Origin of the sequence: Streptomyces canus, from assembly GCF_041435015.1 — a bacterium.
Taxonomy (GTDB): domain Bacteria; phylum Actinomycetota; class Actinomycetes; order Streptomycetales; family Streptomycetaceae; genus Streptomyces; species Streptomyces canus_G.
In genome coordinates this window covers 3,313,293-3,326,061 of sequence record NZ_CP107989.1, presented here as the reverse complement: position 1 = coordinate 3,326,061, position 12,769 = coordinate 3,313,293, and the positions used below count along the sequence as shown (strand labels likewise).

Below are 12,769 nucleotides of genomic sequence, written 5' to 3'. Positions count from 1 at the left end.
GACACCGACAACCGCCATACCTTCAGGTGAACGTGAGTCGAAGGACTGACGCCCACTGACGCCCGTCCGTGCGGCCCCTCCCGTCACGTGTCCGTATCGCGGACAGGTCATGTCATCCCATGGGACGAGGAGTAGGGTTCCCGCATGTCTCGCAGCATCAATCTCGCAGTGATTCCCGGTGACGGCATCGGCCAGGAGGTCGTGGCCGAAGGTCTGAAGGTCCTCTCCGCCGTCCTTCCGCAGGATGTGAAGCTGGAGACCAAGGACTTCGACTTCGGCGCCCGCCGCTACCACGACACCGGTGAGACGCTCACCGACGCCGACCTCGACGCGCTGAAGAAGCACGACGCGATCCTGCTGGGCGCCATCGGCGACCCGTCGGTCCCCTCCGGCGTGCTGGAGCGCGGCTTCCTGCTCAAGCTCCGCTTCGCCTTCGACCACCACGTGAACCTGCGTCCGTCGAAGCTGCTCCCGGGTGTCGACACGCCCCTCAAGGGCGAGCCGGCCATCGACTTCGTCGTCGTCCGTGAGGGCACCGAGGGGCCGTACACCGGCAACGGCGGCACCATCCGCAAGGGCACCGAGCACGAGGTCGCCACCGAGGTCTCCGTGAACACGGCCTTCGGTGTCGAGCGCGTGGTCCGTGACGCCTTCGCCCGCGCCCAGGCCCGTCCGCGCAAGAAGCTCACGCTGGTCCACAAGAACAACGTGCTGACCTTCGCCGGACACCTGTGGACGAACATCTTCAACAAGGTGGCCGAGGAGTTCCCCGAGGTCACCACCGACTACATCCACGTCGACGCGGCCACGATCTACCTGGTCACCGACCCGGCCCGGTTCGACGTGATCGTCACCGACAACCTCTTCGGCGACATCATCACCGACCTCGCCGCGGCCGTCTCCGGCGGCATCGGCGTCGCCGCGAGCGGCAACATCAATCCGTCCGGCGAGTTCCCCTCGATGTTCGAGCCGGTCCACGGCTCAGCGCCCGACATCGCGGGTCAGGGCAAGGCCGACCCCACCGCCACGGTCCTGTCCGTCGCCCTGCTCCTGCGCCACCTCGGCTTCGAGGCCGAGGCCGCCCGCATCGACGAGGCGGTCACCGCCGACCTCGCCGAGCGCACCGGCAAGCCCGCCCGCAGCACGTCGGAGATCGGCGACGCGCTCGCCGTACGCGTAGCCGGCTGACCGGGCGCGCCACTCGAAAACCATTCGAAGCCGCCGGGTCACTCGCACCCGGCGGCTTTCGCATGTCCCCCGCCGGGTGCCACCATCATCCCCCGGGTCGCATTTCACGCCGTTTCTTCCTCGGCTCCCCGCTTGCGATAATCGAACGCGGAGCCGCGGAATGAGGGAATGCTCGGACGTCCTAGCACTGGTCACTGACAGTAAAAGGGCGTGAGCGCGGCCCGTCACTACACAACCGGTGAAGGACAACCACTCATGACGACGCCCACGATCGAGCTCAAGCCCTCCGCCAGCCCGCTCTCCGCCGCCGAGCGCGAGGCGATCCTGGCCCATCCCGGGTTCGGCCGACACTTCACCGACCACATGGTGACGATCAAGTGGACCGAGGGGCGCGGCTGGCACGACGCACAGCTCGTCCCGTACGGCCCCATCTCCCTGGACCCCTCCACCCACGTCCTGCACTACGGTCAGGAGATCTTCGAGGGACTGAAGGCGTACCGCCAGGCCGACGGCTCGGTCGCCGTGTTCCGGCCGGAGGCCAACGCCCGGCGCTTCCGCAACTCCGCCCGCCGGATGGCGATGGCCGAGCTGCCCGAGGAGCTGTTCATCGAGGCCCTCGACGCGCTGATCGGCCAGGACGCCGACTGGGTCCCGCCGCACGGCGGCGAGGAGTCCCTCTACCTGCGGCCCTTCATGTTCGCCACGGAGGCCGCGCTCGGCGTCCACCCGGCCAACGAGTACCTCTTCATGCTGATCGCCTCCCCGTCCGGGGCGTACTTCGCCGGCGGGGTCAAGCCGGTCACGATCTGGGTCTCCGAGGACTACGTCCGCGCGGTCCCCGGCGGCACCGGCGACGCCAAGACCGGCGGCAACTACGCGGCCTCCCTCCTCCCGCAGGCCGAGGCCGCCGCGAACGGCTGCGACCAGGTCGTCTACCTCGACGCGGTGACCCGCACCAAGGTCGAGGAGTCCGGCTCCATGAACATCGCCTTCGTGTACGGCGACCGGATCGTCACGCCGTCGCTCACGGGCTCGATCCTCGAGGGCATCACCCGTGACTCCCTCCTCCAGGTCGCCCGCGACCTCGGCTACACCGCCGAGGAAGGTGTCGTCACCCTGGACCAGTGGCGTGCCGACGCCGCGTCCGGCGCCCTCACCGAGGTCTTCGCCTGCGGCACCGCCGCGGTCGTGACGCCGATCGGCCACGTCAAGACGAAGACGGACGCCTGGACCCACGGCGACGGCGCGCCCGGCGAGGTCACCCTGAAGCTGCGCGAGGCGCTGCTCGGCATCCAGCGCGGTGTCAGGGAGGACAAGCACGGCTGGATGCACAAGCTGGGCTGACCCGGCGGCCGTTCCACGGGCCCGTGCGGACGATGTCCGGGCGGGCCCGTCGCGTATTCCGGTCACCTCCTCCGCTCCTTCGGCTCCGCGCGGACGCGTGACCTTCCGCCCGGGTTGTACGCAATAAGACCGATTGACCCTGTGGTCGATGGTGCGTTTGCCTCGTAGGGAGCCCTCGGCGCGGGGCCGGGGGTATGCGTCAACGGGGACCACAGGGGGGAACATGTCCGGAGCCGCCGCATGTCTTTCAGGCGCGGCCTTACTCGTCGCGTTCACCGGTACCACCGCATCCGCCGCACCGCACGTCGACCGCGTCAGCACCGCCGCCGACGGAACCCAGGGCGACAAGGCCTCCAGCGCCGCGGTCACCACGCCGAACGGCCGCTTCGTGGCGTTCCGTTCGTCCGCGACCAACCTCGTGCCCGAGGGGATCACCCACCCCGGCACCTACTCCTACGTCCGTGACCTGAGAACCGCCGAGGTCACCAAGATGGAGAACGCGCTCAGCACGCCCCGGCTCAGCGCCGACGGCCGCTGGGCCACGTACATCGACTGGGGCAGCCGTAAGATCAACGTCTTCCTGACCGACCTGACCAACGGCACGAGAGCCCGGGTCGGGGGCGACGCCCAGGACAGCGCGGCCTCCCCGGAGATCAGCGCGAACGGCCGCTACCTCGCCTACCAGTGGTCCGGGCACCCGCAGTTCCCGACCCGCATCGACCTCTACGACCGGGTCACCGGCACCACCGAGACCGTCAGCGCGGGCCCGGCCGACTCCGCCCGGGACATGGACAACCCGTCCCTCAGCGGTGACGGCCGCCTCGTCGCCTACCAGGACAACGGCACCGGGGACGTATGGCTCGCCGACCGCGCCACCGGTACGCAGACCGAGGTGGACGACGGCACCCGCTCGACCGTCGTACAGCTGAGCGTCAACGGCCGGGTCCTCGTGATGGATTCGGCGGACGGCTCGTACGTACGCGATCTGCGCACGGACCGGGTCCGGCACTTCCCCGGCGTCCAGGTGCGGGCCGTCAGCCCCGACGGGCGCCGACTGCTGCTCCAGGACGGGCAGTCGAACCTCTGGCTGCTGCACGGCGGACACCGCGAGCTCGTCGGAAACGGCGGTGCCGTCGACGGATCGGTCTCCGACCGGGGCCGCGCGGTCGTCTACTCCACGGAGGACGCGGACGTCGTCCCCGGTGACACCAATGGTGTGCACGACGTCTTCCAGTGGAGGTCCCGCTGATGTCCCGCGTCTCAAGAGCCCTGCTGGGAGCGACAGTTGTTCTCGCCCTGGCCGGTACCACCGCCCAGGCCCAGGCCCAGTCCCACGCCCAGACCCAGGCCCAGTCCCGTCCCGGGAAGTCCCCCACCCAGCGTGTGAGCACCGGTGCCGACGGCGGCCAGGCGGACGGATCCTCGAGCGAAGCCGCGATCAGTGCCGACGGCCGCCATGTCGCGTTCGTGTCCGTCGCGTCGAGCTTCGGGTGCGCGGACTTCACCCCGTGTCTGCTGGTGAAGGACCTGTCCGACGGCGGGGTCACGAAGATCGACCTCGGCAGCGGCCACACGTACGGCTCACCGACGCCGAGCGCCGACGGAAGCCGTATCGCCTTCTCCGCGGGCACCCGTTTCCTGGCCCCCTATCTGTACGACCGCGCCACCGGCCGCGCGGAGAAGCTGTGGCCGCAAGATCCGCCCGGCTTCAACGAGTTGGGCGGCGTGCAGTCGATCAGCCCGGACGGCACGCACGTCGCGTACACCATCGGCAACCGCAACGGCCCGGAGAACACCCGGCTCCTGTACGTCCGCGACACCGCCACCGGCACCGACGAACTGGTCTCACCTGCCGAGGAGGGCCAGAAGGCCGGGGCCTCGGTGAGCGGAGACGGAAAGCGGGTCGCGTACGGCGTCCGCGTCGACAGCGACGAGGATCCCGTCGACGTCTACGTCAAGGACCGCAGGACGGGCGAGCGGACCCAGGTGGACACGGGCCTCGGAGTCGCCTACCTGGTCAGCATCACCGCGGACGGCCGCCGTGTCCTCCTCGACGCGGAGAGCGGCCTGTACGTCCACGACCTGCGCACCGGCGAGTCGCGGCGGGTGGCCGACGGACGGCCGCTCTCGGCCACGGCCGACGGCCGGTACGCCGTCGTCGCCGGCGACGACGGCACCCGGGTGCGTGATCTGCGTACCGGGCTGCGGGGGGCCGCTCTGCCGCCGAGCGCCCAGGTGATGGACGGCGCACTGGCCGCCAAGGGCCGTGCGGTGGCCTTCAGTTCGACGGCGTCCCACCTGGTTCCGGGCGACACCAACGCGGAGTCGGACGTGTTCGTCTTCTCCGGCGGGCTGCGCAGGAACCCGGCGCCGATGCCGTCCGTCACCGAGCGCATCAGCACGACCCGGGACGGGCAGCAGCGGGCCGGAGCGTCCTACGACGCGGCGATGGGGCAGGACAAGGTCGTCTCCTTCACCTCGGAGGGCGATGTCTTCGTGAACACCCCCAGCGGCGTCTCGCAGGTCAACTCGGCCGGCCAGAAACCGTCGTCCGAGGGCACCCCCTGCTACAGCGGACGCGAGGTCGGCTATGTGGCCCCCTACGCCTCCGACGGCGGCCCGGGGGTCCACATCCGCAACCGCGCGGTCGGCAAGCTCACCAGCCTGGGCTCCTACCAGGGCGTCCGCTTCACCTGGATGGGACAGCCCGTGGTGGACCCCACCTGCCAGTGGCTCACCTACGCGGCGACCCTGCCCGCCACCGACAGCGATCCGGACCCGCAACCCCGCGTCTACCGCTTCAAGTTCAACGGCGGCGGCACCGACGTGGTCAGCGCGCCCACGGGCGGAGCGGCGGGCAACCCGTCCGTCAACTACGGCGGCCGGTACATCGCTTTCGAGCAGGGCGGCTCCGTGTACGTCCGTGACCTGGACACCGGCACCCTGGAGAAGGCCGCGGAGCGCGCGTCGGCACCCTCCCTCAGTGCGGACGGCCGCAAGGTCGCCTACCAGCCGGGCCGCGACTCCTACGTCCGCGACCTCGACACCGGCACCACGACCCGGGTCGGGGGCACCCAGCCCTCGCTCTCGGGAGACGGCACCCGGGTGGCGTACACAGCGGGCCGTTCCATCCACCTGCTCGAACTCGCGACCGGAAAGCGCCAGTTGATCAGCGTCGACCGCTGGGGCGGCCGCAACGACCTCCCGGCCGGACACCCCTCCGTCAACGCCGACGGCACGGTCGTCGCGTTCGAGTCGGCGTCACCCGATCTGGTGGAGGGGGACACCAACGGAGTGTCGGACGTGTTCCTCAGGACAGTGCAATGACGGACAACGCAATGACGGACAACGCGATGTCAACGACCGATCACGGGGGACCAACCATGCACGGCAAGAAGCGCCTGGCAGCCGCGCTCCTGGCGGCCATCGCCACCGCGGCACTCACGGCTCCGGCGGCGACCGCCGCACCCAGGGGCCCGTACACCGAGCCGGTCAGCGTCACCCCGGAGGGAAAGGCGGGCAACGGCGTCACACGCACCGCGGTCATCAGCCGCAACGGTCGCCACCTCGCCCTCACCTCGGACGCCGAGGACCTGGACCCCCATGTGCCGCACGGCGGTATGTACCTGCGCGACCCGCACACCGGCAAGCTCCGCTTCGCGGGCTTCGGGGGTCTGGTGGCGGTCCTGAACGACGGCCGCTACGTCTACGCCGAGTACGGCCCGGAGTCCGCGGAGCTGTGGATCCACGACATCGGGACGGGCAAGCGGGTCGGGTTCGGTATCGAGGTCCCCGAGGGCTTCACCGGGCGGCCCGCCGAGATCTCCGTCAGCCCCGACGGCCGCTACGCCGTCTACACGCTCCAGGAGACCGCCGGGAACACCGGCGTGGTCTTCCTGCGCGACCGCATCAAGGGCACCACCGAGCGCGTCAGCCACCCCAAGCCCACCTGGGAGCCGCGCAACGCCTCCCGGCCGACGGTCAGTGACGACGGGCGCCGGATCGTCTACCAGTACTCCTACGCGAACGGGCCGCGCGGCGACGACTGGGGCGACGTCTGGATGTACGACCGCGGCACGGGCGAGCACACTCAGATCGACCGCTCCTACGACGGCTCGCAGACCGAGCGGGAGTCGCTGAACCCGTCCATCAGCGGCGACGGCCGTACGGTCGTCTTCGAGTCCCGGGACACCCACCTGGTTCCCGACGACACCGACGTGAGCTGGAACGTGTTCGTGCACTCCCTGCGCACCGGCACCAACGAGCGCATCCACGGCACCCAGGGCGGCCGCGGCGAGGTCTACACCCGGAACGCGGCGATCAGCGCCGACGGCCGCTATCTCACGTTCATGTCGAAGGTGGCCGAGCCCGGCAGCCGGTACGGCGAGGAGTACCCCGTCTATCTGCGGGACCTGAAGAAGGGCACCACGACCCTCGTCACCCCGGACACGACCGGTGGCACCGCGACGGCCGACGTCCTGCCGGGCCGGATCGCCGACGGCGCCCGCCGGATCCTCTTCCAGTCCTCCGACCCGACGCTGATCCCGGCCGGCGACACCAACGAGGGCACCGACGCGTTCGTACGGCACCTTCGATGAGCAGCACAGTGCTCGCATCCTGAGACGGAGGGTGAGCACGGGGGCGGTCTGTGCCAGACTGCCTCCGTGCTCTCGTTCGCCATGATTATTGGCAGCAGGCGCGCCGGTCCGCAGTGACCGCCACGTACGACCAGGTACGGGCGGACACCGTCGTCCTCGACCCGCGCGCAGACCTCTCGCACCCGCGAGGGGTTTTTCGCATTTCTGGCCCACCCGCAGCCGGAGGCGAGAGCGCGAGGGAGTATGTGGGGGCGGTGGAGCCGGTCATTCCGGTACGACCGAGATCCAATCCTCAGGAGCCTTGAGACCATGACCGCAACCAGCGAGCTCGACGATCAGTTCCACGTCTTCGACACCACCCTGCGCGACGGCGCCCAGCGGGAGGGCATCAACCTCACCGTCGCGGACAAGCTGGCCATCGCACGGCACCTGGACGACTTCGGCGTGGGCTTCATCGAGGGCGGCTGGCCCGGCGCCAACCCACGGGACACCGAGTTCTTCGCCCGCGCCCGGCAGGAGATCGACTTCCGGCACGCCCAGCTCGTCGCCTTCGGCGCGACCCGTCGGGCGGGCGCGAAGGCGTCGGAGGACCCGCAGGTCAAGGCCCTCCTGGACTCTGGCGCCGACGTGATCACCCTGGTCGCCAAGTCGCACGACCGACACGTCGAGCTGGCGCTCAGGACGACGTTGGACGAGAACCTGGAGATGGTCCGCGACACGGTGTCCTTCCTGAAGGACCAGGGCCGCCGCGTCTTCGTCGACTGCGAGCACTTCTTCGACGGCTACCGCGCGAACCCGGAGTACGCGAAGGCCGTCGTACGGGCGGCCTCGGAGGCCGGCGCCTCCGTCGTCATCCTCTGCGACACCAACGGCGGCATGCTCCCGGCCCAGGTCCAGGCGGTCGTCGCGACCGTCCTCGCGGACACCGGTGCCCGGCTCGGCATCCACGCCCAGGACGACACCGGCTGTGCGGTCGCCAACACCCTCGCCGCCGTGGACGCGGGCGCGACCCACGTCCAGTGCACTGCGAACGGCTACGGCGAGCGGGTCGGCAACGCCAACCTCTTCCCGGTCGTCGCGGCCCTGGAGCTCAAGTACGGCAAGAAGGTCCTCCCCGACGGCAAGCTGCGCGAGATGACCCGCATCTCGCACGCGATCGCCGAGGTCGTCAACCTCACTCCCTCCACCCACCAGCCCTACGTCGGCGTCTCGGCCTTCGCCCACAAGGCGGGCCTGCACGCCTCCGCGATCAAGGTCGACCCGGACCTCTACCAGCACATCGACCCCGAGCAGGTCGGCAACACCATGCGGATGCTGGTCTCCGACATGGCGGGCCGCGCCTCGATCGAGCTCAAGGGCAAGGAACTCGGCGTCGACCTCGGCGGCGACCGCGAGCTGGTCGGCCGGGTCGTGGAGCGGGTCAAGGAACGCGAACTCAAGGGCTACACGTACGAGGCCGCCGACGCCTCCTTCGAACTCCTCCTGCGCGCCGAGGTCCAGGGCAAGCCCCTGAAGTACTTCGGGGTCGAGTCCTGGCGCGCGATCGTGGAGGACCGCCCCGACGGCACCCACGCCAACGAGGCCACGGTCAAGCTCTTCGCCAAGGGCGAGCGCATCGTCGCCACCGCGGAGGGCAACGGCCCGGTCAACGCCCTCGACCGCGCCCTGCGCGTGGCCCTGGAGAAGATCTACCCCCAGCTCGCCAAGCTCGACCTCGTCGACTACAAGGTCCGCATCCTCGAAGGCGTCCACGGCACCCAGTCCACCACCCGCGTCCTGATCTCCACGTCGGACGGCACGGGGGAGTGGTCGACGGTGGGCGTCGCGGAGAACGTGATCGCGGCGTCGTGGCAGGCCCTGGAGGACGCCTACACGTACGGGCTGCTGCGGGCCGGGGTGGAGCCGGCGGAGTAGCCACTGCTCAGCACGAGTCCTCGGCGAGCTCCTCGAACTCGCCGAGGCTCATGGCCCGGCCGTCGGCCCAGACCTGGCCGGGCTCGAGCGCGTCGAGGTCGGCGGCGGTGAAGGTGACGAGGCCGTTGTAGGAGTCGCCGGTCACGTAGTGGCCGAAGCTCAGCGTGTAGTGGTGCTTCGGCAGCAGCCGCTGGGTGCCCCGGTGCCGGGCGCCCCAGGCGGCCGGAGGCGAGAACAGCGGGAAGTCGGCGTCTCCGCTCAGCTTCGTCTTCTTCACGAGCCACCCGGTGGTGACGGGTCCCTCCCCGACCCACCCGTCGAGCCCGGGCGTGCGGTAGTCCTCGTCCCCGCACGGCCTGAGCAACGCGTACGGCGCCCCGTTCGCCCCGACCCGGACCCCGGCCAGCGGCAGATCGACGGCCGTGCACCCGCTCAACAGCCCCACGGCTCCGCCCACCAGAGCCACCCCGCCGATGAACCGTCGTCTCACAGCCCCACCCCCGTCGCCTGCCGAGGATGGCACCGCTCGCTCCGCCGCACGACCACCGTTGCGCACCGGTCGCGTTGCGGTCGTACAACGCGCCCGGGACGCAATGGCCGACGTGCTGTCTTGACGGACTCGCGTGCTCTCAGTTCACTCACGCCGTGAGGTAAGTCCTGTGTGAACCCTGAGAGCCGAGGGAAGGTCCATGCGAAGAACCGCCCTGCTCGTCTCCGCCGCCCTGCTCACCTCCCTGCTGCCCCTGGCCGTCGCCCGAGCCGCCGACGACCCGCCCCCGGTTCCGGTCGACCGCTTCGAGGGCGAAGTCCCCTTCGCGAGCCCGCCGGAGAACGGCATCTTCACCTGGGGCAGCGACACCGACGACCCGCCAACTCTCAAGCTCGGCCCCCGGGATGACGCTCCCGAGGGAGACCAGGTCCTCACCGGCACCTATGACATCAGCGGCTACGGCGGCTTCACACACGACTTCGCCTTCGCCGAGCCCGCCCACGACTGGTCCGCCCACCGGGGCATCCGCTTCTGGTGGGAAGGCCAGAACAACGGCAGGAAGGTCGCCTTCGAGCTCAAGGACGGCGGCGCGAACGGCGAGGCCTCCGAGCTGTGGACGACGTCCTTCACCGACGACTTCAGCGGCTGGAAGCAGATCGAGATCCCCTTCACGGACTTCGCCTATCGCACCGACTACCAGCCCGTCGGCGGCATCGACCACGTCCTGGGGCTGACGGAGATGTGGGGGTACGGCGTCACACTCCCCGTCGGCGCACCCGGCCGATTCGCCCTGGACGGCGTCGAGTTGTACGGCAAGGCCGACCAGTCGCTGCGCGCGAACGTCACCACCGACTCCGCCGTCTACCCGGTCACGCAGGGCAGGACCGCGAAGGTCGGAATCACCGTCGCCACCACCGGCTCCGCCCCGATCGACGAACCGGTGACGGTCGCCTACGAGACGGCGGGCGGCACGGCCTCGGACGCGGACTACGTTCCCCTGAAGGGCGAGTTCACCTTCCCCGCGGGCACCGCGTCCGGCACCACCCGCACCCTCCAGGTCGTCACCCGCAAGGACAGGACCGCCTCCGAGACCGCCGAGACCATCCCCCTCAAGCTCACCGTCACCGGCGCCAAGGCCCCCGCCGAGACCCCGCAGGTCGTCATCGACGCGCACGGGCTGCCGTATCTGAACAGCAAGCTCCCCGTGAAGAAGAGGGTCGCGGACCTCCTCTCCCGGATGTCCCTCGCGGAGAAGACCGGTCAGATGACCCAGGCCGAGCGCGGAGCCGTCGGGACCGGGGCCGACATCGCCGCCGACGACCTCGGCTCGCTGCTCTCCGGCGGCGGCTCCACGCCCACGCCCAACACCGCGGAGGCCTGGGCGAAGATGATCGACTCCTTCCAACTCCGGGCGCAGGCAACCAGGTTCCAGATCCCGCTCATCTACGGCGTCGACGCCGTCCACGGCCACAACAATCTGGTCGGTGCCACGGTCATGCCGCACAACATCGGCATCGGCGCGACCCGGAACCCCGGGCTCGCGCAGCGGACAGGTGCCGTGACCGCCGCCGAGGTCCGTGCCACCGGCATCCCCTGGGACTTCGCGCCCTGCCTCTGCGTCACCCGCGACGAACGCTGGGGCCGTTCCTACGAGTCCTTCGGCGAGGACCCGGCTCTCGTCGAGTCGATGGAGACGGTCGTCCAGGGGCTCCAGGGCGCCCGTGACGGACGGGACCTGAAGGACGACGACAGGGTCCTCGCCACCGCCAAGCACTTCGTCGGCGACGGCGGAACCGCGTACGGCTCCTCCACCACCGGCACCTACACCATCGACCAGGGCGTCACCACGGTCACGCGAGCGCAGCTGGAGGCGATCCACCTCGCGCCGTACAAGACCGCGGTGGACCGTGGCGTCGGCTCGGTCATGCCGTCGTACTCCTCGCTCGATGTCGTCGGCGACGGCCTCGGACCGGTGAAGATGCACGCCCGCGCCGACATGATCAACGGAGTCCTTAAGAAGAAGCTCGGCTTCGACGGCTTCGTCATCAGCGACTGGAACGGCATCGACCAGATCCCCGGCGACTACGCGAGCGACGTCCGTACGTCCGTCAACGCCGGCGTCGACATGGTCATGGCCCCTTACGCCTACAAGGACTTCCACACCGCGCTCGTCCAGGAGGTGCGGGCCGGTCGCGTCAGCGAGAAGCGGATCGACGACGCCGTGGCGCGCATCCTCACGCAGAAGTTCAGGCTCGGGCTCTTCGAGAAGCCGTACGCCGACACGAGCGGCGCCTCGAGGATCGGTTCCACCGGGCACCGGGCCGTGGCACGCGAGGCGGCCGCCGAGTCGCAGGTGCTGCTGAAGAACGCGGGGAGCGTGCTGCCGCTGAGGAGGTCGCAGAAGGTGTACGTCGCCGGGTCCAACGCCGACGACATCGGCAACCAGAGCGGTGGCTGGACGGTCACCTGGCAGGGTGCCTCCGGTGCCATCACCCCCGGCACGACGATCCTGGAGGCGATGCGCGGGAACTCCGCGCGGCTGACCTACTCCAAGGACGCCTCCGAGCCGCTGACCGGCTACGACGTCGGTGTGGTCGTCGTCGGCGAGACCCCGTACGCCGAGGGCGTCGGAGACGTCGGCAACGGCCACGACCTGGAGCTGTCCGCCGCCGACCGGGCCGCCGTCGACAAGGTGTGCGCGGCCATGAAGTGCGCGGTGCTGATCGTCTCCGGGCGGCCTCAGCTCATCGGTGACCGGCTCGGCGAGATCGACGCCCTGGTGGCCTCCTGGCTGCCGGGCACCGAGGGCGAGGGGGTCGCGGACGTCCTGTACGGCAAGCGGGCCTTCACCGGCCGGCTCCCCGTCACCTGGCCCAGGTCGCAGGCGCAGCTGCCGATCAACGTCGGTGACGCGGCGTACGACCCGCAGTTCCCCTACGGCTGGGGCCTGACCACGCTCACCAAGGTCCCGGACGGCGGGGCGGCCAGGCTCGAGGCGCTCGGGGCCGCGGCCAGGGCGGCCGAGCGGGCCGGCGCCGACGACAGGGGCCGCGCGCTCGTCGGGCAGGCCCGGCTGATCGTCCAGCGCAAGGCGGCACAGCGGGTGACGGCCGCCATGGCCAAGCCCTTCGCCGAGGCCGACCACCTGCTGCTGACCGGACACTACGGAGAGGCGGTGCGGAAGCTGACGGAGGCGTATCGGGCCGCCTGAGACGACCGCCTGAGAGGTCGGTTC

At 70.4% G+C, this 12,769-nt stretch carries 8 protein-coding genes; 7 read left to right on the top strand and 1 reads right to left on the bottom strand.

Annotated features, from left to right (window positions below; genetic code table 11):
* The first annotated feature begins 144 nt into the window (after nt 1-144).
* The 6 genes from OG841_RS14680 (at nt 145) to cimA (ending at nt 9,044) form a co-directional block, all read left to right on the top strand.
* The gene (locus tag OG841_RS14680; RefSeq protein WP_280862414.1) at nt 145-1,188 is read left to right on the top strand and encodes a 3-isopropylmalate dehydrogenase; all 1,044 of its coding nucleotides are present in this window, start codon (nt 145-147) and stop codon (nt 1,186-1,188) included.
* Nucleotides 1,189-1,443: 255 nt separating this feature from the next.
* Nucleotides 1,444-2,532 (top strand): branched-chain amino acid aminotransferase, encoded by a 1,089-nt coding sequence (locus OG841_RS14675; RefSeq protein ID WP_328641068.1) that lies wholly within the window; start codon nt 1,444-1,446, stop codon nt 2,530-2,532.
* 223 nt (nt 2,533-2,755) lie between these two features.
* The gene (locus tag OG841_RS14670) at nt 2,756-3,781 is read left to right on the top strand and encodes a protein TolB (protein WP_371565601.1); all 1,026 of its coding nucleotides are present in this window, start codon (nt 2,756-2,758) and stop codon (nt 3,779-3,781) included.
* A complete protein-coding gene (locus tag OG841_RS14665; protein ID WP_371565599.1) occupies nt 3,781-5,859 on the top strand; it encodes a TolB family protein in 2,079 nt (692 codons plus the stop codon). Before OG841_RS14670 ends, OG841_RS14665 begins: the two co-directional genes overlap by 1 nt.
* Entirely contained in the window at nt 5,856-7,130 is a 1,275-nt protein-coding gene (locus OG841_RS14660; RefSeq protein ID WP_371565597.1) for a TolB family protein, read from the top strand. Before OG841_RS14665 ends, OG841_RS14660 begins: the two co-directional genes overlap by 4 nt.
* A 309-nt stretch (nt 7,131-7,439) precedes the next feature.
* Nucleotides 7,440-9,044 carry a citramalate synthase gene (gene cimA, locus OG841_RS14655; protein ID WP_328641072.1) on the top strand — a complete coding sequence of 535 codons (1,605 nt, stop codon included), beginning with the start codon at nt 7,440-7,442 and terminating at the stop codon, nt 9,042-9,044.
* A 7-nt stretch (nt 9,045-9,051) separates the two neighbouring features.
* Here cimA and OG841_RS14650 read toward each other — a convergent pair whose 3' ends face one another.
* Complete coding sequence (locus OG841_RS14650; RefSeq protein ID WP_328641073.1) at nt 9,052-9,534, bottom strand: hypothetical protein; 483 nt, start codon at nt 9,532-9,534, stop codon at nt 9,052-9,054.
* A 199-nt stretch (nt 9,535-9,733) separates the two neighbouring features.
* Here OG841_RS14650 and OG841_RS14645 point away from each other — a divergent pair, with 199 nt between their 5' ends.
* Nucleotides 9,734-12,745 carry a glycoside hydrolase family 3 N-terminal domain-containing protein gene (locus OG841_RS14645; RefSeq protein WP_371565590.1) on the top strand — a complete coding sequence of 1,004 codons (3,012 nt, stop codon included), beginning with the start codon at nt 9,734-9,736 and terminating at the stop codon, nt 12,743-12,745.
* Nucleotides 12,746-12,769: the final 24 nt, after the last annotated feature.